The organism is Vibrio sp. V38_P2S17PM301, assembly GCF_009904845.1.
GTDB lineage: Bacteria > Pseudomonadota > Gammaproteobacteria > Enterobacterales > Vibrionaceae > Vibrio > Vibrio proteolyticus.
Genome location: NZ_WXWO01000076.1, coordinates 1 through 21,901, shown reverse-complemented (window position 1 = coordinate 21,901; position 21,901 = coordinate 1). Strand labels below are relative to the sequence as shown.

The following is a 21,901-nucleotide window of genomic DNA, read 5'->3' as shown; positions in this document are numbered from 1 at the left end:
CGAAAGTTTGCGTTTTTTGACCGTACACTTTTTTAATGCGGTGAGATGTTGGACAGACACTGAAGGTGAATGGTGATCTCTTCCCGGTCGTGATACAGGTGCTTGGCCTGCATACGGAACTTCACGCCATTCTCAATTAAGAACTGTTTGAGGTTTTCAATGTCTTCCGAGACTTCCTCATAGCGACCTTTCATTGGCAGCTTAAGATTAAAGATCGCCTCTTTGGCCCAGCCACTGATGATCCACTCTCCCATCAACTGCGCCACGCGAGAAGGTTTTTCCACCATATCGCACACCAACCAGGTGACGTTTTTACGCGCTGGTTCAAATTTGAAGCCATCCTCCTGATGGTGCTTCACCTGACCGGTTTCCATCAGGCTGTCGGCCATCATGCCGTTGTCGACGGCGTGGACGAACATTGAGCGCTTGACCAACTGATACGTCCAGCCACCCGGGCACGCTCCCAGATCAACCGCCCACATTCCCGGAGCCAAACGCTCTTCCCACTCTGCTCGGGGAATGAATACGTGAAACGCTTCTTCCAGTTTCAGAGTCGAACGACTTGGCGCATCGGCTGGAAATTTCAGACGCGGAATCCCCATAAAGAACGGAGAATTATTGTCAGTGACCGAATAGCCAACATAGCAGTGACCCGGAGCCACAAAACAGATGTGCAGCACCGGCTTTTTCGGATTCTCTTTGTTCAACAGAATCCCTTTACCGCGCAGCGCCTGACGCATAGGCACCGTAAATTTACGACAAAACTTGAGTAGCTCTTTGGCTTCGTTGGTGTCCGGCGTTTCAATTCTCAATTCACCACAGCGTGGTAAACCATCGATGTCAGCCAGGGTGTCGAGGATCGGCGAAATGCGATCCTCACTCGGCAGCGCTTCAAATTGTGCCACCACGGCAAACATCTGGCGGGCAAAAATCAGCGTTTTGAAGTCAATCAACTTCGCCAGTTTATCGGCATCCCCGTCCTGATAGCATTCAAACAGCACATAACCGGAATGAGGCTGTACACGCGGAAAACCGAACACTTCCAGCCGCGTCGCTTTATCCTGGATTTCACCGGCGCACTCTTTTTCAAAGCCTGCGCGGCAATAAAGCATCAGATGTTTCACTTGTTGTCCTCTTTGATCTGTAGTGCTGCGTAAACGAACAGCCCCCAGCCTAGCATAAACGTCACGCCACCCAGAGGGGTCACCGGACCAAACCACTTAATGCCAGTCAGGGCCAGTGCATAGAGACTGCCGCTGAAACAAAAGATGCCGATGATAAAGCAAATCGCCGCCGCAAAAAAATATTTTTGTGCTTTGTCGCTCAGTGACAGCATCAGCAGCAGCGCACAAACAAGCACCGCTACGGCATGAAGAAACTGATACTGAACACCGGTCTCAAATACACCAACCAGATAAGGAGACAAGACGGTCTTCAGTCCATGCGCTGCCAGAGCGCCTAAGCCAACGGCAATGCCGGCCAAGACACCGCCTACCGTGAGTAACCACTTACTGCGCATCATACACCTCCAAAATAAACTGACTCAGCGCCGCCACTGCTGCTGCAATATTGTCACTTTCTGTAAAACCGGAGCGCTTGCGTGGTTTAAAGCTGTGATCGCCATCTGGCAGAAAGGTGACACGCACAGAATCAGACAAACTGAATTCGCTCAGTTCCTCCCGCTGACCAAAGGTATCGCGCTCGCCTTGCAAAATCAGACACGGTTTGCTGAGTGAGGCCAGGTGCTCTCCTTTGTATTTTTCCGGCTTGCCCGGAGGATGAAAAGGGTAGCCCAGACAAGCGACTCCCGCCACCAGCGCTTCCTCAGCCAACAGACTGGCCATTCGCCCTCCCATTGACTTACCACCAATCACTACGGGCTGTCCCTGTGCCTGCTCGCTGATGACCTGACGAAACGCATCCAGAAGCTTAGGCGCACGATCCGGCGGACGCTTTTTGCCATCTTCGGCCCGCTTTACCATGTATGGGAAATTAAAGCGGATCACCCGAATTCCCTGCTCAGCCACCCCCTCTGCCACCTGCTCCATAAAAGCATGATCCATATCTGCCCCCGCACCATGAGCAAAAATAAACCGCGGCTGCTGCGGCAAGCCGTTAATGCGTGTGTCAGTCATCCAGCAATTCCTCTTGTTCGTTCTGTGCTTTGGCGAGCATCCAGTCACGGAAGGTGGCAATGCGTCCCATGTCCGCCTGTTTCTCATGACAGACCACATAAAACGCATTTTTGGTCACCAGTACTTCATCAAACGGCGCGATCAAACGACCGGCTTCCAGCTCCGGCTGAGCCAGCACGTTGTTGCCCAGCGCCACGCCCTGACCGTGAGCCGCCGCTTGAAGCACCATAGTCGAGTGGCTGAATATCGGACCGTGATTCACATTCACGCTGTCTAGCCCGTTCTGTTTGGCAAACTGTTTCCAGTCTTTACGTGACGTATCATGCAGTAAGGTATGCTTGCTGAGATCACTTAGTGATTCTAATGGTTTACTGCCGAGCAACAGGGATGGCGAACACAGTGGGATCAGGTATTCCTGATACAATTTGTCGGCACGCAACCCCGGCCAGTTGCCCCGGCCATAGTAAATCGCCACGTCGACGTCGTCCGTCAATGAGCCTTCATCCATGTCTACCGCTTTGATCCGCACGTCGATGTCCGGCTCCTGTTGATTAAAATCAGCCAGACGCGGCACCAGCCACTGAATCGCAAAACTTGGCGGCAGGCTGATGGTCAGAGCCCCCTTCTCACTGCGTTCCAGTACTTTATCTGTGGCTTCTGCCAGTGAAGTAAAAATATCTTTGATGTCGAGAAAATAGCTCTGTCCCTCTTCCGTCAACAGCAACGAACGGTTGCGACGACGAAACAGCTTTAGGCCAAGGAATTCTTCTAACGCTTTGATTTGATGACTAACGGCAGCCTGAGTTACGAATAACTCCTCCGCAGCACGAGTAAAACTGAGGTGACGAGCAGCCGCTTCGAACACTTTCAGCGAGTTGAGAGGTGGCAATCTTCTGGACATGGGTAAACTCTATAGTTTGGATTAGTTTTTTTAATCTGAAACATTATAATTTGTCCATTGTCTCCCGGCCAGAGAAATTCTATATTTCACCCCGCAACGCTAGCCTGAACGGCTTGATTCTCTTTGGAATCAATTGGCTTAGTTGTTGCGATGTTGTGTTTGCAAACTCGTTTTTCGAGTTAGGTAGGTTTCTACCATTGTTTTGTCTCACTTATCCCAGAGGCAAAACATATACTTCCTGTATTTATTTTTTGACCTGTCTGTCAAATTTTTTAGCACCGCCTTATGGCGGTGTTTTTTTATCCCTCGAATTTGCATCTTGGCAGCAGACAATCGGAGCGGGATAAGTGTGACACAAAAAAAGCGCAAACCGAATCAACGATTTGCGCTTTTTCATCATTTAATGATGCAGATTAAGGGCGGTACACTTTCACATTACTAAACCCTTGCTCTTGCAGGTACAACGCCTGAAGACGACTCATCACGCCGCGATCACAGTACAGCAGATAAGTTTTGGACTGATCCAAATCGCCAAACTGAGTACCCAGCTTGTAAAACGGTAGGTGTTTCACTTCAACACCACTGATTTCCAGTGGGTTATCGTCTTCTTCATCCGGGCTACGGATATCCAGCACGATGGCATGCTCTTCGACCGCCTGAACCTGCTCGACTTCCGGTGCCGCCTGCTCTGATTCTTTGGCGATATCGCGAATGTCCATCTGACGGGCATCACGCACAACCTGCTCCAGAATACCGAAGTCAAATTTCTCTTCTTCCGCTTCCAGTTTCGCTTTCACCGCTTTCACCGTCGGTTTCTTCGAAATCACCCCACAATACTCGGGCATCGTCTTAGCAAAATCTTCAGTGCCGATATTACGGGCCAGATTAATGATGTCTTCTTTGTCCCAGTTGATCAGCGGACGTAGGATCAGAGAATCCGTCACCCCATCAATATGGCGCAAGTTGGTCAGCGTCTGACTCGATACCTGTCCCAGCGCTTCACCGGTAACCAGAGCCTGAATGCCGAATTTCTCCGCAATCATGCCAGCCGCCCGCATAAACATTCGTTTGAGGATAACCCCCATCTGGCCGTCATCCACTTTTTCCAGAATTTCAGCAACGACGGGTTCAAAATCGACCGAGATGAAACGCACTTTGGCCGATGAGCCGTACTTGTTCCACAAGTAATGAGACACCTGCTTCACGCCAATCTCGTGCGCCGGTCCGCCAAGGTTGAAGAAACAGTAGTGTACTTTAGAGCCACGCTTGATGTGCAGGTAACTGGAAACACCAGAGTCGAAACCGCCCGAAATCAGGCTCAGCACATCTTCCTGAGTCCCCAGCGGGAAACCACCCAGGCCTTTGTGCCGTGCCAGTACCTGGTTCAGCTTGTCGCCAGCGACTTCCACTTTCACCGTCACATCTGGATTGTGCAGTTTGACACTGGCACTTTCTACTGCCTGGTTGAGGCCACCGCCAACATAGCGCTCAAGCTCGATGGAGGTGAAGTCGTGCTTACCACGACGCTTCGCCCGCACCACGAACGTCTTACCTTCGATCAGTGGACGACTCAGCGCCAACACCTGCTCATAGATGTCATGCAAATCGGTAAAATCGGATTGCTGCACTTCCAGAACATGGTGGATGCCCGGCGTGTGCGTCAGGATCTCCAGCACTTCCGCATGGTACTGAGAGCTCTCGGCGGTCACTTCAATGTGGTCACGACGGTTGAATACCGCAACCGACTCAGTGCGCGCCTTAACGATGTTGCGAATGTTGCATTCTAGAATCTTTGTGAAGCGCTTACGCACCGATTCGCTTTTAACAAAAATCTCTGGATGGGGCTTTACAATAAATTTCATAATTCTGTTCGCAGCTTTAGTTCGCAATCATCAACGACGCACCAACTGTACCTGTAAGCCTAGTACAGCTTTGTGCAACTTTATAAAGGCGCGAGATTATATACCCACCGTCCAGAAGATGCGAGCGCCGACCGGAATTATCTGTCAGGCTGCCATCAATCCACGGCTAAGCTGTACTCCGTTCCACCAGCCAATATCAGGCGTTCTCAGACACAAAAAAGACGAGCGTGGCGCTCGTCTTTTTGCGGTGTTGACCTTGCGTTATCTGATCGTGGGGATCTCATCACTGAACATAGGCTCCCCCTGCATGATGCTGATTTCCACCCGCCGGTTTCTCGCACGCTGCGCCTCGGTATCGTTCGGCCCGAGCGGCTGAGTGTCCGCCATTCCGCGTACACGCAAACGTTGATGCGGGAAGCCGTGCACTTTTTCCATCTCCTGAGCAACCGACACCGCACGCTGTGACGACAGATCCCAGTTAGAGCGATACAACTCCGAATCAATCGGCTGATTATCGGTGTGACCAGAGATACGCACGATACCCGGGACGTCTTTAACCAATTCCGCCACCTGACGGATCAGAGGCCGGAATTTTGGCTGAAGGAACGCAGACCCTTCCGGAAACGCGCCTTTTTCCCGAATACGAATCACCAACTGCTGGCCGAGGTTTTCCACTTCAACCGCGCCCTGATCGATTTCTCGCTCGAGCGCTTTCTTGATGCTTTCTTCCAACGTTTCCAGTTCTTCGGCCATGGCTTCAGACTGCTGCTGTTCCATTTCCGACTCAGCGTTCTGGTTGTCTTTGGTCGATGACTCAGGCGATTTCCCCCCCGTCAGTTTTCCTTTATCGCGCTGAGTACCACCAGCACGATCCGACTCCCCTTCATGGAAATCCAGGGTTTGCTGAGTGATATCAATCGTCTGCTGCATGATGACATCAATGGGTGTCGGTTCAGGACGCCCCGGACGGAACTCCTGAGCAATGATGCTGGTGCCTTTCGGGATGTCTTTGACCTCAAGGCGGTTTTGTACCCCGAAGGCAAACTTCATGGAACCGGCAATCTGTTTGAACTTGAGTACATCCATTTCAGAAAACGACAGCAACAGTACAAAGAAACACATCAACAGAGCCATCAGGTCGGCAAACGTCCCCATCCACGGCGGCAAGCCGGGAGGCGGACATTTACATTTTTGCTCTTCCATAGACAGATCCTGTTACTCGTTGTCGATATCGAGATTGCGTTTGCCTTCGTTGAGGTAATTTTTCAGATAACTGTCTATTACCCGTGGATTCTGGCCATCCTGAATCGCCAGTACGCCATCCATGATCAGGCGACGGTTAAGTTTCTCCTGTTCACGACGCAGCGACAGTTTGTCGGCAATCGGGAAGAAAATCATGTTCGCCAGAATCGCACCGTACAACGTTGTCAACAAGGCCACCGCCATCGCCGGACCGATCGCTTTCGGGTCATCCATGTTCGACAACATCGCCACCAGACCGATCAGCGTACCAATCATTCCCATCGCCGGTGCTACATCACCAAACGCTTTAAACACACCGGAGCCCTGTTCATGACGTTCGTCAGTCAAGGCGATGTCTTTTTGCAATGCGGCCCGGACCACATCAGCATCGTGGCCGTCCACCAGCAAATCGATCCCTTTTTGCATGAAGCTGTTACTGATCTCCATCTCTTCGAGCGCCAGAAATCCCCCTTTACGCGCTGCGTCTGCCATTTCAACAACTTTGGCAATCAGCTCTTCCGGTTGGTCCGCTTTGAACGCAAATGCTTTACCAGCAATTTTGGCCGCAGAAAAAAACTGTCCCAGCGTGAATTTCATCAATACTACAAATGTGGAACCACCCACCACGATCAGGATCGAAGTAATATCGACGAACATCATGATACTGCCGCCCAGCACCATGGCCATGACCACGAACGCCAAGCCACCCAGCAGTCCAATCAGCGTAGCTAAATCCACAAAGCACTCCTCATGCAGTATATCCTGCCAGTCAGAAACAGCCGGCAGATAACCGGGCTGGCAGGTGAAATTCCGAGATTACTCATTTTATCGGCAATAAGATGAGATCTTTAACTATTTTCTCTCTCAGAGTTAAATAAACGATTTTCTGCGTGACTTTTCCAGTTTAAAACCTGCATCCCGAATCCAGCTCACAGCTCTTGTTAGGATTTGTCCAAATCGGCGCGGGAATTCAACTTTTGTGACAAATTTACCCGGTTAAATTTGACCATCCCCACGCCCTAAGGTAACTTTCGTCCATCCTTCTCAAGCGAAAAAAACTATGGCAAGCAAGAAACCTGAAAACATGTCCTTTGAGGCAACCATCGAGGAGCTCGACACGCTGGTTGAGCAACTGGAAAACGGCGATCTTGCGCTGGATGAAGCGCTGAAAAAATTTGAGCGCGGCATTGCCCTGGCTCGCGCGGGTCAAACCAAACTGACGGAAGCTGAGCAACGCGTCAGCATTCTTCTCAGCAATGATGACCAGGCGCCTCTGAGCGAATTTGACATCCCGGCAGAATAACCCTGCAGCCAGACATAAGATTGATTTAAGAAGAGCACGCTATGATTGAGGCGCTAACAGCCTATCAGGAAAGAAACAATCAACAACTGAATGCGTGGCTGGATCAGTTACCTCATCAGGAGCAACCACTGATCGAAGCCATGCGCTACGGTTTAACCTTGGGCGGCAAACGTGCGCGCCCATTTTTGGTTTATGCGACCGGCCAAATGCTTGGCTGTGAGCCGCACGATCTGGACACGCCCGCCAGTGCGGTCGAATGTATCCACGCCTATTCCCTGATCCACGATGATCTGCCAGCCATGGACGATGACGAGCTGCGTCGCGGCCATCCCACTTGCCACATTAAATTCGATGAAGCGACCGCCATTCTGACTGGCGATGCCCTGCAAACACTGGCGTTTTCCATTCTGGCTGAAGGTCCGATCGCCTCGCGCGCCGAAAGCAACCGCATTGCCATGGTGCAGGCGCTGGCTCAGGCATCCGGTGCCAATGGCATGTGCCTCGGCCAAGCGCTGGATTTGGCGGCCGAAAACCGTCAGGTCGGGCTGGAAGAGCTGGAAGCCATTCACCGCAACAAGACCGGAGCCCTGATGAAGTGTGCAATCCGTCTTGGCGCGTTAGCGGCTGGCCCTAAAGGCCTGGCCGTGTTGCCGCAGTTGGACAGCTACGCCGATGCTGTTGGTCTGGCTTTTCAGGTGCAGGACGACATTTTAGACATCATCAGTGACACCGCAACGCTGGGAAAACCCCAGGGTTCTGATCAACAACTCAATAAGAGCACCTACCCCGCGCTGCTGGGGCTGGAAGGTGCTATAAATAAAGCTCATGCTCTGTTAGAGGAAGCCCTCGCGGCTTTGGAAGCAATCCCTTACAATACAGAGTTACTCGAAGAGTTCGCCCGATACGTCATCGAGCGCAAAAATTAACACTATAAGCGCGCATTTATAATGACTCTTGATATTTCAAAGTATCCCACACTGGCCCTGGCAAATACGCCAGATGAACTGCGCAGTCTGCCGAAAGATACGCTGCCGAAGCTGTGTGAAGAATTACGTACCTATCTGCTCAACTCGGTCAGCCAGTCGAGCGGACATCTGGCTTCAGGTCTGGGCACCGTCGAACTGACCGTCGCCCTGCACTATGTCTATCAAACCCCATTTGATCAATTGATCTGGGACGTAGGTCATCAGGCTTATCCGCATAAGATTTTAACCGGACGTCGTGACCGTATGCCGACGATCCGCCAGAAAGACGGCCTGCACCCGTTTCCGTGGCGTGGAGAAAGTGAATACGACACCTTATCGGTCGGTCACTCCTCAACCTCGATCAGTGCCGCCCTTGGTATGGCCATCAGTGCCGGCAAAGAAGGCAAAGATCGCAAAACCGTCAGTGTGATTGGCGACGGCGCCATCACCGCAGGAATGGCGTTTGAAGCCATGAACCACGCCGGTGATGTCCACCCGGACATGCTGGTGATCCTCAACGACAACGAAATGTCGATTTCAGAGAATGTTGGGGCACTCAACAACCATCTGGCTCAACTGCTGTCTGGCAGTCTGTACACCTCTATCCGTGAAGGCGGTAAGAAAGTGCTGTCTGGGGTACCACCGATCAAAGAACTGGTGCGTCGCACCGAAGAGCACCTTAAAGGCATGGTCGTGCCGGGTACGCTGTTCGAAGAATTGGGGTTTAACTACATCGGTCCGGTCGACGGCCACGATGTGCTGGAACTGGTCAAAACACTCCGGAACATGCGCGAGCTGAAAGGTCCGCAGTTCCTGCATATCATGACCAAGAAAGGCAAAGGCTATGAGCAGGCAGAAAAAGATCCCATTGGCTACCACGCCGTGCCTAAATTCGATCCAAGTCACGACTGCCTGCCGAAAAGTAAAGGTGGCAAACCTAGTTACTCAAACATTTTCGGCGATTTCTTGTGTGATATGGCCGCTCAGGATCCAAAGCTGATGGCGATCACCCCCGCCATGCGCGAAGGCTCTGGTATGGTTCGGTTCTCCAAAGAATATCCGGAGCAATACTTTGATGTCGCCATTGCGGAGCAACATGCCGTCACATTAGCGACAGGCATGGCGATCGCCGGTAATCATCCGATTGTGGCGATCTACTCTACCTTCCTGCAGCGTGGCTACGACCAGTTGATTCACGATGTCGCGATCATGAACTTGCCAGTCATGTTTGCCATCGACCGCGCCGGTCTGGTTGGCGCAGACGGCCAAACGCACCAGGGAGCGTTCGATCTCAGTTACATGCGCTGCATTCCAAACATGGTCATTATGGCACCAAGTGATGAAAACGAATGCCGCCAAATGCTGTATACCGGCCATCAACATCAAGGACCAAGCGCGGTGCGCTATCCGCGTGGCAGTGGCATCGGCGCCGATATCAATCCAGAGTTCACCGCACTAGAAATCGGCAAAGGCCGCATAGTACGCCAGGGTGAGAAAGTGGCCATCCTTAACTTCGGTGCGTTAATGCCCAACGCACTGCAAGCCGCCGAAGCGCTCAACGCCACTGTCGCAGACATGCGTTTTGTGAAACCTCTGGATGAAGCGCTGATTCGCCAACTTGCGACAGACCACGACGTTCTGGTGACCTTGGAAGAAAATGCCATTGCCGGTGGCGCGGGAGCCGGTGTACTGGAGTTTCTGATGCAGGAAAAACGCCTTAAACCAGTACTTAACCTGGGCTTGCCGGACAAATTCATCGCCCAGGGCACGCAGGAAGAACTGCATGCTGAGCTGGGGCTGGATGCCGCGGGCATAGAGCAAGCCATTCAGACTTATCTGGATATATAAAACATTAAGCCCTCGCAAGAGGGCTTTTTACTGGATGAGGTTCAGCGCTTTGGCTGCGGCCAGTCAAATTCGCGAAACAGCCTCTGCCAGACGTCATCGAACCCGGCGCGCAAAATCAGCACCTCACCACGGAAAGGATGCATGAAGCGCAGCTTCGACGCATGTAACAGCAAACGATGGCAATCGTAGTGCTCACGAAACAAACGGTTGTGCTTGCCATCACCGTGCGTGGTATCGCCAATGATGGGGTGGCTAAGATGATGCATGTGTCGCCGAAGCTGATGTTTTCGGCCAGTCGTCGGTTTCATCTCCAGCAAACAATAGCGACTGGTTGGAAAACGTCCGGTTGAATAAGGCACTTCAACTTTATCCAGCGGTTGATACGCCGTGACCGCCGGTTGAGCTTCTTTGTCCTCACGGGCAAATTTGTCAGCAATCTTATCGAGCTCCACTTTCAGCGGGTAATCCAGTACATCCCCCTGCTCTATCCAGCCACGCACCACCGCATGATACGTTTTCTCCATTTCATGGTTGGCAAACATTGGCATCATCTTAGCGGCCACTTCACTCGACAGCGCAAACACCAACACGCCCGACGTTGGCCGATCAAGGCGGTGCAACGGAAAGACATGCTGACCTAACTGATCTCGCAGAGTCTGCATTACGAACTGGGTTTCGTGTTTGTCCAGCCAACTGCGATGAACCAGCATACCCGCAGGTTTGTTGACCGCCACCAGATGCTCGTCCTGATAAATAATCTCCAACATCACGCACACACCCGATCGATGTCCATCACCAGCACCAGCAAAGGTTGATGCGAAGGCGTGTCTTTCCACACCTCTTCAAAATAAGGCGTCAGCGCGAATCCCCGTGGTAATGGCGCTTCAGCCTCGATAAGGGCCAGCATGCGTGGCATAAACACCCATTGCAGCCATTCATGAGGTGCCAGCGTATCAATAGCAAACGGCTCTTGACTGGTCAGAGCCTGAGCCGACGGCGGCTGAGACTGCCATAACTGACAGCGGCGTAATTCTGCTTCGAGTTGTTGCAGTACGCAGTGAAGTTGTAGAGTTCGTGACATAAAGAAGGTTATTGCACCCTTTACCGCATTATTTCGGTAATTGACCTTGAAAATGGCCGACAGGATACCATCTATTAGGGAAAGTTTCTCAGGAAGTACCGATTCATGGACACCATTCATACCCTGACTCAATTGCTGGAAAACAGCGGCTGTCAGTATAAGATTTTTGACCTCGGCCGTCGGATCACCCCGATTGCCCCAAAACTGTTTACCAGTGTCGAACAGGGCCAGCATCCTTATCCGTACCCACTCCAGCGTAAAGCCCATCTGGCGATTGCGTATTGGAATACAGAGAAGCAACCGTGGATCTGGTTTCTTAAATTCGAATTGGATGAGCGTGGGCTACTCAATCAAGCCGAGATTGGCAACTTCCTCAAATACGTCATAGAAGCGATGGGCACGCGTCTGAGCCAGGAAATGAGCGAAGAGCAACAACAGAAACTGACCAACAATCCATACACTTTTAAGCCTTCTGAAGACAAGATGGCGGTGTTTCACAGCCAACTGCGTGCGCAGCTCGATTTGCCGACCAGCCAGTATTATGAACACGCACAGCACTATTTCAGTGGTGCAATGGGGTGGGAAAAATGGCAGACGGTTGGCCTACAGGGCATCACCGATCTGTGCGCTCGCCTTGAGCAGCAACAAAACGGGGTGTTAATACGTAAAGCGCTCACACAGTTACCAAATGAACCGCTCTATGCCTTGCTGGGTGCGCTCGAACATGGCCCGGTACCCGAAAAACTGGCTTTGCGCCTGCAGGAAATGGCACTGGCGCAAATCAACAGTAGTGATCCAGACCTCTTCCTGTTATCCGCCCTGGTGCGCGCTCTTAATGGTGCCGATCGCACTTTGTCTGCGCCGGTTCTTGACGCAGTACTGAGCAGTCCGCGTCTGAGCCATCAGGAAATTCTGATTGGCATCGCCGGACGAGCCTGGCACTGGCTGGCGGATGCAGGCACAGCAGAGCGTTTTCTGCTCAGGCTGGCTCAGACCGGCAACCAAGCCCTGTTCAACCAGCTGTTTGCTGACCTGGTCATGATCCCTGAACTGCGGATGGTATTACTGCCGCTGCTCCACGCCAGTCCATCACAGGAACTGGCCCAGGCGCTATTTAATCTGCAACAGTCGACGAAGGCGTAAAATGATTCACAACTTACTGGCGATACTTGGCCTGACGCTACTGTGTTTTCTGTTCTGGCAACAACGCCGCCAGGCCGAACTGGCAAAAGCTGCGATCGTCAGAAAGTGTGAACAACTCGATCTGCAACTGCTGAGTGTCGCATTTGGTGCCCACAAACTAAAAACGCCAGGCGGAGTCTGGCGTTGGCATACGGTGTATCTGTTTGAGTTTTCGTCACTGGGCGATGATTGTTACCAGGGCCAACTGACCATGGTAGGTTTCAGACCAGTGAACTTTCATCTACCACCGCATCGGATGTAAATTCGAGCTCATAATAAGGGCCAAATCCATCCTGTTTTTCCTCTCGGATGACGAACCCCAGCTTCTGTAGCAGCCTCAAACAAGGCGCATGGTGAAGATTGACCGAGGCAATCACCTTTTCAATCTGCCGTTCACGCAGTGCTTTGGGGAAAAACGCTTTCAACGCTTCACTGGCTAAGCCTTTCCCCCAATACAGCTTATCGAAAATAAAACCCAGCTCCGGCACCCCGTCCAGGTTGCTAATAAAGACGTGACCAATGTACTCGCGTGTGGTGTTGTCCAACACCGCCATACTGTACAAGTTGGGATCATGAAGCACCTTTTGAAACAACTGTTTGGCAGACGCGACCGTATGCGGACCATTCATTTCCGCCCGATTTTTCGCGCAGCAATTGAGCATCAGAAATTCTGACTGTAACGACTCATTATAAGGAAGAAGCAAAGTTCTTCGTGTGGCTATAGTCACATCTAATCCTTGATAACAGCAAACAAATCCCGTGCAAACAGATGCACTGAGAAAGCCGAAAAATTAAACCAACCGGAAGTGACGTTTATTGATCTGGATTTATATTTATTTGATCTTATTATATTTTTTATTAATTGTGTGAACAATCAAAGAAAAGCCCTGATACTTGCGTATCAGGGCTATAGTCTTAACTCGCAGCAATCCGGCTACTAATGATGCTCCTTGCATCTTCCTTAATAGTGGCTGAATCCTTCAGCGTTCCTTACTTCGCCTTCCTGGCGGTGTCCTATTCATCCTGAACGCTAACTGTCCTGGTTAGCTCTCATCACTTGTTCCGTGAGCGGTGTCCCTGCGTTATCCTAACGCTGTCCTTTGTCATTCCGTTGCAACTCACATCCTGTCAGTTGTTGTGTCCGTACAAAGTCCTTCGCTTCCTGCTGATGCCCCATCCTGAATCATCAACTCTTCTTCCTGAAGATGGCCAAATCCGTGGCGATTTCCTGTTCCGTGTCAGTATCCTTCCGACACCTGTAAATTTACGCTTTCTGCCGATTTAAACAATCCACCGTACAACAAGTTTTTTTAATGAAAAGGATTACAATAAGAGAAAGGCATTTAAAAATAATGAGTTAGATAGAAATAAGGCCATTTCAACCACTATAATATCGCCTTCTCTCACACCGTGTGTGAGAGATCTCTTACACACAGCTACCGGATTTGCTATTCGCCTAGATTGGCCTTTGCCAGTATGATGGACGAAAGTTGTATCAGAGGAAGAAATGATGCTCACTCAAAACATCACCCAAGAGCTGGAAGCGGTGCTGCAATCGCTGCACAATCAAGGCAAAGAGCCAACAGTGGCGCTGGTCAAAGCTCGGCTGAAAACGCCTGTGCCAATGCCAGCCCTGATTGCCACCATTCGTAGCTGGAAACACGCTCAACGTGTACCGAAAGTCGAAATCGCCGCTGACAGTGCCCCACCTCAAGACAAGATCGCGCACCTGGAGCAACAGATTAAGGAGCTGACACGTCGTCTGGAGACGCTGGAAGCTAAGTTGGCGGAGAAACTGTAATGCAGATTTGGGTTGATGCCGACGCGTGTCCGAAAGTGACTCGTGACACACTGTTCCGCGCCGCAGAGCGCACCGGCGTAGAGTGTACATTTGTTGCCAACCATTTGGTCCCGGTTCCCAGACGCGACAACATCCGCGCGCTGCAAGTATCCAGTGGCTTTGATGTGGCCGATAACGAAATTGTGCGCCGTCTGAGCAGCGGCGACCTGGTGATCACCGCCGATATTCCACTGGCCGACGAAGCGATCAGCAAAGGGGCGCTGGCGCTGAGCCCCCGGGGAGAGTTGTACACCAAAGACACCATCAAAGCGCGGCTGAACATTCGCGATTTTATGGACACCATGCGTGCCAGCGGTATCCAAACCGGAGGCCCGGCCGCGCTGTCTCAAACTGAGCGCCGCGAATTCGCCAACCACCTCGACCGAATACTGGCCAAACACCGATAAACAAAAAACCTGCGCAGAGCGCAGGTTTTTTATCGAACTATGAACGATTATGGCGTGTAGTATGTCGCCGCACCAGGACCAACTGGCAAACCGAACACAAATACCCACAGATAGAACAGTACGCTCCAGCCGACAATAAAGCACAGTGAGTAAGGCAGCATGGTCGCGATCAAAGTACCGATTCCGAGATTCTTCATGTAGCGAGTTGCCACCGCCAGAATCAGACCAAAGTAACTCATCATTGGCGTGATGATGTTGGTGGTGGAATCCCCGATCCGGTACGCAGCCTGAATGGTTTCCGGTGCATAGCCAACCAGCATCAGCATTGGAACGAAGATAGGAGCGGTCACCGCCCACTGCGCTGACGCCGAACCAATCATCAGATTGATAAAACCACACATCAGAATGAAGGCGAAGAACAGCATTGGGCCAGTCAGACCGATGCTTTGCAGAAAATCTGCCCCCGCAACCGCGAAGACCTGACCAAAGTTTGTCCACTTGAAGAACGCCACAAATTGAGCCGCAAAGAAAACCAGCACGATGTACATTCCCATTGACGACATCGACTTAGACATCGCATTGATCACATCGCGATCAGTTTTCATCGTACCAACGACTTTACCGTACACAAAGCCCGGAATCGCAAAGAACACAAAGATGAACGCCACGATGCTCTTCAGGAATGGCGATCCTGCGACCGTACCCGCATCAGAGCGCAAAATGCCGTCTGCCGGCACAATGGTCCAGGCCAGAAGAGCAGACACCAGAACAACAGCGACGCCCGCCATTTTCAGGCCTTTCTTCTCAACGTCGGTCAGTTTCCCCATGGTATCCTGAGACAGATCTTCTGATGCCTCTTCGTCACTGTATTTACCCAGTTTTGGCTCAACGATTTTTTCAGTCACGAAAGCGCCCATGCCAGCGATGAAGAACGTCGATACAAACATGAAGTACCAGTTTACTTCCGGACCCACGGTGTAATTCGGATCGATCATCTGCGCTGCCGTTTCAGTAATACCAGACAACAGAGGGTCGACCGTACCAATCAGCAGGTTGGCTGAATAACCGCCGGATACACCAGCAAATGCAGCGGCAAGACCCGCTAGAGGGTGACGTCCTAAAGAGTGGAACAGCATCGCTGCTAACGGAATAAGAACAACGTAACCCAATTCAGACGCCGTGTTGGAGACAATGCCAGCAAACACAACCGTCACAGTCACCATGCGTTTGGACGCCCCCATTACCAAACCACGCATCGCCGCCGATAACAGACCTGAGTATTCAGCAATCGCAACCCCGAGCATGGCAACCAGCACGGTACCAAGCGGCGCAAAGCCAACAAAATTCTTCACCAGACTGGTGACGATCAGCTCCAGCCCTTCTGCATTCAGCAGGCTGACAACGCGGATCATACCGTCTGCCGCACGTCCCGCTGCACCTTCTGGACGCGGATCCGCGACTGCCACGTCAAAATAGCCGGCGATCCCAGATGAAATCAGGATAGCAACACAGAAAATAGCGAAAAGTGTGATTGGGTGGGGCAACAGGTTCCCCAAATATTCCACCGAGTCAAGAAAGCGCGTAAAGAGCGATTTCTTCGGTGCATTTTGATTAATTGAAGCAGATGAACTCATCTGTTCCCTCCTTGTAGTGATTCCTGCGCATATGTGACAAGACTGTCAACAAAGCCTGCGCAGGGTACTCGACAAGGAGGTTAAAATGAAATCCAAAATGTTACATTCTGTAACTAATGCCACACTTTATAACGACAAAAGCACAAATAAATAGCATTTTAACCCATGCAATTAACATGAATTAGAATTATCAGTCATCGTTAACTATCAATCATATTAATAGATTTTTACTTCTGTACGGCTTTGAATCTCGGGTTAGATTTACAGATAACAAACAACCGGCCACGACGTTTCACCACCTGACAATCCGGGTGGCGTTGCTTGGCACTACGTAACGATTTGACGACTTTCATTTTTCTTCCCCATTAGCGCTAAATTGAGCAAATCGGCGGTTGAAGTTGGCTACACGCCCCTCTTTTTGAATCACGCGTTGTTTACCGGTGTAAAACGGATGCGATTCTGACGACACGTCCAATGTAAAATATGGGTACGTTTTGCCATCACTCCATTCAATCGTCCGGTCAGTCTGCAACGTGGAACCGACGATAAAGTAGTGATCCACGCTGGTGTCGTGGAAGATCACTTTTCGATATTGCGGATGAATGCCTGCTTGCATCTTTCTCTCCTGATCATAAAAACCAAATTGTTATGTTATAACAAAACAATTAATAATCATTATCAACAACAATTGCAAGCAAAATTTATGGTATTTTTGTGCGCCAGTAAGCCGCAATGAGCGTGGAAATGTATTCAATTGATCCAATAGGCGTCATCGAAAGCCCATATAAAGAAAAATTTGCCGTGCCACGACAACCCCGTCTGGTACCAGCCGCCTCCGCCCAGATCAGGCTGTTGGGGGAAGCAAACTGCCCTGAATCGGTTCGGGGAATTGAGCAGTTCAGCCATATCTGGCTACTGTTCCTGTTTGACCAAAACCTTGACGCAGGCTGGAAGCCCACGGTCCGCCCTCCGCGTCTGGGAGGCAACGAACGAGTGGGCGTGTTTGCGTCACGCTCGACATTTCGTCCCAATAGCATCGGCATGTCGGCGGTGAAACTGCGCGGCATCACGCGTCAGGGTGATCAGGTTTACCTGCAACTTGGCAGCGTTGATCTGGTCGATGGCACCCCCATCGTCGACATCAAACCTTACATCCCCTACTCCGATGCCATTTCAGATGCGCATGGCGGTTATGCTGATGAGGCGCCACAATGTGCCACGGTGATCTTTTCGCCCTCGGCCGAACACAGCCTCACGCAGCAGAATGACGCCGCACAAAAGCGCCTGGTCATTGAACAAGTTCTGGCTCAGGATCCACGCCCGGCGTATAAAAAAAATCGCACCGACAGCAAAGAATATGCGGTAAATTTGTTCGATCTGAACGTAAAATTCTCAGTAAGCGCTAACTTAGTAACAGTTACCGCGATTGAAAGCTTTTGACAAAGCCAATAGGCTGATATTATAGGCGGCTTACAAATTTCTCTTCGTGGGACGTCCATACTCCTGCCCATTCAGGCTTGAGTATCTAACTTTGATAAACGGATAAATTTAATGCGTACCAGTAACTATCTTCTTTCTACTCTGAAGGAGACTCCAAACGACGCAGAAGTCGTGAGCCACCAGCTCATGCTACGTGCGGGTATGATCCGTAAGCTGGCTTCAGGTTTGTACACCTGGCTGCCTACCGGTCTGCGCGTGCTGCGTAAAGTCGAAAACATCGTTCGTCAAGAAATCGACAACGCGGGTGCAATCGAAACTCTGATGCCCGTGGTTCAACCGTTTGAACTTTGGGAAGAGACAGGTCGCAGCGAAAAGATGGGACCGGAACTGCTTCGCTTTACTGACCGCCATGTTCGTCCGTTTGTACTGAGCCCGACCGCTGAAGAAGTGATCACCAGCCTGGTACGTAACGAAGTCAGCTCTTACAAACAACTGCCTTTGAACCTGTACCAGATCCAGACGAAATTCCGTGACGAACGCCGTCCTCGCTTTGGTGTGATGCGCGCACGTGAATTCTCGATGATGGATGCCTACAGCTTCGACATCGATAAAGACGGCCTGCAGAAGTCCTACGACGCGATGCACGACGCCTACTGCAACGCGTTTGACCGCATGGGCCTGGATTACCGTCCGGTACTGGCAGACAGCGGCGCAATCGGTGGTAGCGGCTCACAGGAGTTTCATGTCCTGGCAGAAAGCGGTGAAGATCTGATTGCCTTCTCTACAGAATCAGACTACGCAGCCAACATTGAGAAAGCCGAAGCATTAGCCCCTGCCAATGCGGCAGTGGCACCAACACAAGAGATGACGCTGGTCGATACGCCTAACGCGAAAACCATCGCTGAACTAGTAGAGCAATTTGATCTGCCGATCGAGAAGACAGTTAAAACTCTATTCGTTAAAGCATCTGATGAAGTAGACGCGGACATCATCGCTCTGATCATCCGTGGCGATCACGAACTCAACGAAGTGAAAGCAGAAAACCTTCCTCAAGTAGCAGCACCTCTTGAGATGGCGACGGAAGAAGAAATCCGTGCGCTGATTGGTGCCGGTCCTGGCTCACTGGGTCCTGTGGGTCTGACACTGCCATTTATCGTTGATCGCACCGTGGCGGTCATGAGTGATTTCGGCGCAGGCGCCAACATTGATGACAAACACTACTTTGGTATCAATTGGGGCCGTGATGTCGAACTGGGACAAGTGGAAGATCTGCGTAACGTTGTCGAAGGCGATCCGAGCCCATGTGGCCAGGGAACTCTTCAGCTGAAACGTGGTATCGAAGTAGGTCATATCTTCCAACTGGGTAAAAACTACTCTGAGAAGATGAACTGTGGTGTACTTGGTCCAGATGGTAAAAATGTGATTCTGGAGATGGGTTGTTACGGCATCGGTGTATCGCGCGTTGTTGCTGCAGCAATCGAACAAAACCACGACAAATACGGCATCATCTGGCCAGACGCCATCGCGCCGTTCCAGGTTGCGATTGTCCCGATGAATATGCACAAGTCTGAGCGTGTTCAGGAAGCCGCTGAAAAATTGTATGCTGAACTGACAGCCATGGGCATCGAAGTATTGTTTGATGATCGTAAAGAGCGTCCGGGTGTGATGTTCTCCGACATTGAACTGATCGGTGTTCCACACACCGTGGTGATTGGCGATCGCAGCATGGATGAAGGCAACTTCGAATACAAAAACCGTCGTACCGGCGAGAAAACACCGGTCGCAATGACAGACATCATTGAGCACCTGAACGCTCAGATGAAATAAACAACGCTGTTGTACAAACATAGGGTTGGCTTATCGCCAGCCCTTTTTTATGCCTGTTAATCCACGGTTCAGCTTTCTCCGACTACACTGCCTTTATTCATCAAGGAGGTGACCTATGGATCTTAAAAATCTTCTCAATCAAGCACTCAATTCCGACATGCTGCGTCAGGGAAAACAGCAAATAAAACAGAACTCAGGAAGCTTATCGACGCTGGGCGCCGGCGCGGTCGGTGGCGGACTCATCGGTTTGCTGATGGGTTCGAAGAAAAGTAAAAAAATGGGCAAAACCGCCCTTAAAGTCGGTGGGGCCGCAGCGTTAGGTGCACTGGCTTACAAAGTCTATAATGACTGGCAAAAACAGCAGCCCGGCCCGGATCAGGAAGAAATTTTTGATGCGAACGACAACCACCATAATGAGCTGATCATCAAAGCGATGATAGCCGCAGCCAAAGCCGACGGTCATGTCGACGAGCAGGAAATGGCGCGTATCGAAGAGACGCTTAAAGGTCTTGGCGCGGATCCGTCAGCACGCCAACTGATTCAGGCTGAACTCAACAAACCGCTTGATCCGACCGACATCGCAACTCTCGCCACATCTCCTCAACAAGCCAGTGAAATTTATCTCGCCTCGTTGATCGTGGCAGATGAACAGAACTTCATGGAAAAAGCCTATCTGGCAGAACTGGCTAAACAACTGCGACTCGAACCGGATGTGATCGCTCAGCTTGAGCAGCAAATCCGCTGATTTGAGGCGGATTTTTCACCATTTCCAGCCTAGGCTTGCGCCAGGACAAGTTCTGCTTTTGTATTTCAAAACGCGTCTGTGTATATTTGAGAGCAGTTATCATTTATAGGAAGACGACACATGCAAGTATACGGTTGCTGCGAAATGGTGCGCGAGCTTTATGCGCAGATCGGCAGTGGTGATCAGGCTTATATCCCTCAAGCCATCAGTTGCGCGGTGAAAGCACTCAATGAGATTGCAGCGGATGAGTCACTGCCACTGGACACCCGTGAAAAAGCCGCCTTTGCCGCGGCCAATCTGCTGATTTCAGACTTTGAGGATAAATGATGAACCTGAGTAACTTTGCCACTATGGATCCTGTCATGTTGATGAGCATCATCAACATGAAACTGCGCGATGATTTTGCGGGCGATTTAGATAAGTTGGTCGCCTACTTTGAGCTTGATAAGACGCAGTTGGAAACCAAACTGGCTGAAGCAGGCTTTGAGTTTTTGCCAGAAGTGGGTCAGTTCCGATAACCACTCAGAGACAGAAAAACAAAAGGTTGACGATCACTCGTCAACCTTTTTTGTTTCGTGCAATGCTCAATCATGGCATCGTACTGCGTCACTGGCGTTAGTCGGCGCTGCGCGCTTTACGCTGGGCAGATTTGCGTGCGTTGCGCTCAGTCTGGTTCTTGATGAACCCGGCCAGCTCCTGCTCGCCCCAGGCCTGAGCCTGTGCTTCTGTCTCAAAACCGGTTTCGCGTTTAGACACAACGGTTTTACGAGACGTCACCTGACGGGTGATTTCAGCGCACCAGCCACCACGTTTTTCACTCACGCGGACAGCAAATTTCTTACTTTTCGACATTGTCATTTTCCTAAAGGATAACGTAGACATAGCCCCGCAGGAGACATCCACCTCTGCAAAGCTTAAATTCCATACAGCACCATCTCCGGGTCCGAATAGCGCGGTATTAGAGCATAAAAGTTCGCCTTTGGCTGTAACTATTTTTTGCCCGGCACGAAACGCAGCGGCTCCCGACGGCCAAGATCCATAAAAAAGTATCCACCGGCATAGCCGGTGGTTTTTCATATGCGCCTATAAGGCTCTCCTACTAGCAGCGCCCTAGCAGGCGCGTAGTGATCTGACATTTGCATATGACTATTTCCTGCGGCCCGTAAACGGGCTACCTGAATACGGGATCGACAATTGCTCTCCCATTTTATCCTGTTCTAGTTGGTGCTTTATGTAACTTTGTATCTTGCCGGTGTTTTTTCCTACCGTATCGACATAATACCCTCGACACCAAAATTCTCGATTCCTGTACTTGAACTTCAAATCCCCAAATCGCTCATAGAGCATCAAGCTACTTTTTCCTTTCAAATACCCCATAAATGATGAAACACTCATCTTCGGTGGTATTTCTAAAAGCATATGAATATGATCTGCGCAGCATTCCGCTTCAATAATATTCACACTTTTCCATTCACATAGCTTTCTAAGT

Annotated in this window: 26 protein-coding genes and 1 pseudogene; 12 read left to right on the top strand and 15 right to left on the bottom strand. The window is 50.8% G+C overall.

The window, feature by feature from the left end; genetic code table 11:
• Positions 1–32: 32 nt before the first annotated feature.
• From rlmM to pomA, 7 genes are all read right to left on the bottom strand, one after another.
• Positions 33–1,124: a 23S rRNA (cytidine(2498)-2'-O)-methyltransferase RlmM gene (gene rlmM, locus CAG64_RS16330; RefSeq protein WP_161488407.1), complete on the bottom strand. Its 1,092-nt coding sequence runs from the start codon at positions 1,122–1,124 to the stop codon at positions 33–35.
• Positions 1,121–1,519 (bottom strand): DUF423 domain-containing protein, encoded by a 399-nt coding sequence (locus tag CAG64_RS16325; RefSeq protein ID WP_021706671.1) that lies wholly within the window; start codon positions 1,517–1,519, stop codon positions 1,121–1,123. Before CAG64_RS16325 ends, rlmM begins: the two co-directional genes overlap by 4 nt.
• Positions 1,509–2,135: an alpha/beta fold hydrolase gene (locus CAG64_RS16320; RefSeq protein ID WP_161488408.1), complete on the bottom strand. Its 627-nt coding sequence runs from the start codon at positions 2,133–2,135 to the stop codon at positions 1,509–1,511. Before CAG64_RS16320 ends, CAG64_RS16325 begins: the two co-directional genes overlap by 11 nt.
• Positions 2,128–3,036, bottom strand: coding sequence for a transcriptional regulator GcvA (locus CAG64_RS16315; RefSeq protein WP_161488409.1), 909 nt, complete (start codon positions 3,034–3,036; stop codon positions 2,128–2,130). The genes CAG64_RS16320 and CAG64_RS16315 overlap by 8 nt, the downstream gene beginning before the upstream one ends.
• 413 nt (positions 3,037–3,449) lie before the next feature.
• Positions 3,450–4,898: a tRNA uracil 4-sulfurtransferase ThiI gene (gene thiI, locus CAG64_RS16310; RefSeq protein ID WP_161488410.1), complete on the bottom strand. Its 1,449-nt coding sequence runs from the start codon at positions 4,896–4,898 to the stop codon at positions 3,450–3,452.
• 261 nt (positions 4,899–5,159) lie between these two features.
• Positions 5,160–6,101, bottom strand: a complete 942-nt coding sequence (locus CAG64_RS16305; RefSeq protein WP_161488411.1) for a flagellar motor protein MotB — start codon at positions 6,099–6,101, stop codon at positions 5,160–5,162.
• A 12-nt stretch (positions 6,102–6,113) separates the two neighbouring features.
• Positions 6,114–6,878: a flagellar motor protein PomA gene (pomA, locus tag CAG64_RS16300; protein WP_021706666.1), complete on the bottom strand. Its 765-nt coding sequence runs from the start codon at positions 6,876–6,878 to the stop codon at positions 6,114–6,116.
• A 322-nt stretch (positions 6,879–7,200) separates the two neighbouring features.
• Here pomA and xseB point away from each other — a divergent pair, with 322 nt between their 5' ends.
• Genes xseB through dxs form a run of 3 tightly spaced genes read left to right on the top strand, consistent with a single transcriptional unit; the run spans position 7,201 to position 10,256 of the window.
• Positions 7,201–7,443: an exodeoxyribonuclease VII small subunit gene (xseB, locus tag CAG64_RS16295; RefSeq protein ID WP_021706665.1), complete on the top strand. Its 243-nt coding sequence runs from the start codon at positions 7,201–7,203 to the stop codon at positions 7,441–7,443.
• Positions 7,444–7,484: 41 nt separating this feature from the next.
• Positions 7,485–8,369: a (2E,6E)-farnesyl diphosphate synthase gene (gene ispA / locus CAG64_RS16290; RefSeq protein WP_161448895.1), complete on the top strand. Its 885-nt coding sequence runs from the start codon at positions 7,485–7,487 to the stop codon at positions 8,367–8,369.
• A 21-nt stretch (positions 8,370–8,390) separates the two neighbouring features.
• The gene (dxs, locus tag CAG64_RS16285; RefSeq protein WP_161448897.1) at positions 8,391–10,256 is read left to right on the top strand and encodes a 1-deoxy-D-xylulose-5-phosphate synthase; all 1,866 of its coding nucleotides are present in this window, start codon (positions 8,391–8,393) and stop codon (positions 10,254–10,256) included.
• Between the two features lie 41 nt (positions 10,257–10,297).
• Here the strand turns inward: dxs and truC are convergent, their stop codons facing one another.
• Entirely contained in the window at positions 10,298–11,023 is a 726-nt protein-coding gene (gene truC, locus CAG64_RS16280) for a tRNA pseudouridine(65) synthase TruC (RefSeq protein ID WP_161448899.1), read from the bottom strand.
• Positions 11,023–11,337 (bottom strand): YqcC family protein, encoded by a 315-nt coding sequence (locus CAG64_RS16275; RefSeq protein WP_161448900.1) that lies wholly within the window; start codon positions 11,335–11,337, stop codon positions 11,023–11,025. The genes truC and CAG64_RS16275 overlap by 1 nt, the downstream gene beginning before the upstream one ends.
• A 105-nt stretch (positions 11,338–11,442) precedes the next feature.
• On the opposite strand from CAG64_RS16275, the gene CAG64_RS16270 reads away from it, so the two are divergent.
• Both CAG64_RS16270 and CAG64_RS16265 read left to right on the top strand, forming a co-directional pair.
• On the top strand, positions 11,443–12,480 hold the full coding sequence (locus tag CAG64_RS16270) for a DUF3549 family protein (RefSeq protein WP_161448902.1): 1,038 nt from the start codon (positions 11,443–11,445) through the stop codon (positions 12,478–12,480).
• 1 nt (position 12,481) lies between these two features.
• On the top strand, positions 12,482–12,781 hold the full coding sequence (locus CAG64_RS16265; RefSeq protein ID WP_021706659.1) for a DUF3301 domain-containing protein: 300 nt from the start codon (positions 12,482–12,484) through the stop codon (positions 12,779–12,781).
• On the opposite strand, the gene CAG64_RS16260 is transcribed toward CAG64_RS16265, so the two are convergent.
• Positions 12,741–13,247 carry a GNAT family N-acetyltransferase gene (locus CAG64_RS16260; RefSeq protein WP_161448904.1) on the bottom strand — a complete coding sequence of 169 codons (507 nt, stop codon included), beginning with the start codon at positions 13,245–13,247 and terminating at the stop codon, positions 12,741–12,743. The two genes, CAG64_RS16265 and CAG64_RS16260, sit on opposite strands and share 41 nt — an antisense overlap.
• Positions 13,248–14,029: 782 nt before the next feature.
• Between CAG64_RS16260 and CAG64_RS16255 the strand changes: the two genes are divergently transcribed.
• Positions 14,030–14,320, top strand: coding sequence for a hypothetical protein (locus CAG64_RS16255; RefSeq protein WP_161448912.1), 291 nt, complete (start codon positions 14,030–14,032; stop codon positions 14,318–14,320).
• Positions 14,320–14,766, top strand: a complete 447-nt coding sequence (locus CAG64_RS16250) for a YaiI/YqxD family protein (protein ID WP_021706656.1) — start codon at positions 14,320–14,322, stop codon at positions 14,764–14,766. The genes CAG64_RS16255 and CAG64_RS16250 overlap by 1 nt, the downstream gene beginning before the upstream one ends.
• Before the next feature lie 47 nt (positions 14,767–14,813).
• On the opposite strand, the gene CAG64_RS16245 is transcribed toward CAG64_RS16250, so the two are convergent.
• From CAG64_RS16245 to CAG64_RS16235, 3 genes are all read right to left on the bottom strand, one after another.
• Entirely contained in the window at positions 14,814–16,400 is a 1,587-nt protein-coding gene (locus CAG64_RS16245; RefSeq protein ID WP_021706655.1) for an AbgT family transporter, read from the bottom strand.
• Between the two features lie 227 nt (positions 16,401–16,627).
• Complete coding sequence (gene ykgO / locus CAG64_RS16240) at positions 16,628–16,753, bottom strand: type B 50S ribosomal protein L36 (protein ID WP_161448906.1); 126 nt, start codon at positions 16,751–16,753, stop codon at positions 16,628–16,630.
• Positions 16,750–17,016 carry a type B 50S ribosomal protein L31 gene (locus CAG64_RS16235; protein ID WP_021706653.1) on the bottom strand — a complete coding sequence of 89 codons (267 nt, stop codon included), beginning with the start codon at positions 17,014–17,016 and terminating at the stop codon, positions 16,750–16,752. Before CAG64_RS16235 ends, ykgO begins: the two co-directional genes overlap by 4 nt.
• A 128-nt stretch (positions 17,017–17,144) precedes the next feature.
• Here CAG64_RS16235 and tsaA point away from each other — a divergent pair, with 128 nt between their 5' ends.
• The 5 genes from tsaA to CAG64_RS16210 all read left to right on the top strand — a co-directional run bounded on the left by tsaA (position 17,145) and on the right by CAG64_RS16210 (position 20,930).
• The gene (tsaA, locus tag CAG64_RS16230) at positions 17,145–17,840 is read left to right on the top strand and encodes a tRNA (N6-threonylcarbamoyladenosine(37)-N6)-methyltransferase TrmO (protein ID WP_161448907.1); all 696 of its coding nucleotides are present in this window, start codon (positions 17,145–17,147) and stop codon (positions 17,838–17,840) included.
• Between the two features lie 111 nt (positions 17,841–17,951).
• A complete protein-coding gene (locus tag CAG64_RS16225) occupies positions 17,952–19,667 on the top strand; it encodes a proline--tRNA ligase (RefSeq protein ID WP_161448910.1) in 1,716 nt (571 codons plus the stop codon).
• 115 nt (positions 19,668–19,782) lie between these two features.
• Positions 19,783–20,412, top strand: coding sequence for a tellurite resistance TerB family protein (locus CAG64_RS16220; RefSeq protein ID WP_021706650.1), 630 nt, complete (start codon positions 19,783–19,785; stop codon positions 20,410–20,412).
• Between the two features lie 120 nt (positions 20,413–20,532).
• Positions 20,533–20,739: a YaeP family protein gene (locus CAG64_RS16215; RefSeq protein WP_021706649.1), complete on the top strand. Its 207-nt coding sequence runs from the start codon at positions 20,533–20,535 to the stop codon at positions 20,737–20,739.
• Complete coding sequence (locus tag CAG64_RS16210) at positions 20,739–20,930, top strand: DUF4250 domain-containing protein (protein ID WP_021706648.1); 192 nt, start codon at positions 20,739–20,741, stop codon at positions 20,928–20,930. Before CAG64_RS16215 ends, CAG64_RS16210 begins: the two co-directional genes overlap by 1 nt.
• A gap of 100 nt (positions 20,931–21,030) precedes the next feature.
• Here the strand turns inward: CAG64_RS16210 and CAG64_RS16205 are convergent.
• Both CAG64_RS16205 and tnpA read right to left on the bottom strand, forming a co-directional pair.
• Positions 21,031–21,264, bottom strand: a pseudogene (locus CAG64_RS16205) (DUF3622 domain-containing protein); the annotation flags it as partial.
• Between the two features lie 294 nt (positions 21,265–21,558).
• Positions 21,559–21,901: IS200/IS605 family transposase (gene tnpA, locus CAG64_RS16200; protein ID WP_161489339.1), on the bottom strand; the 343-nt coding region annotated here is incomplete at its 5' end.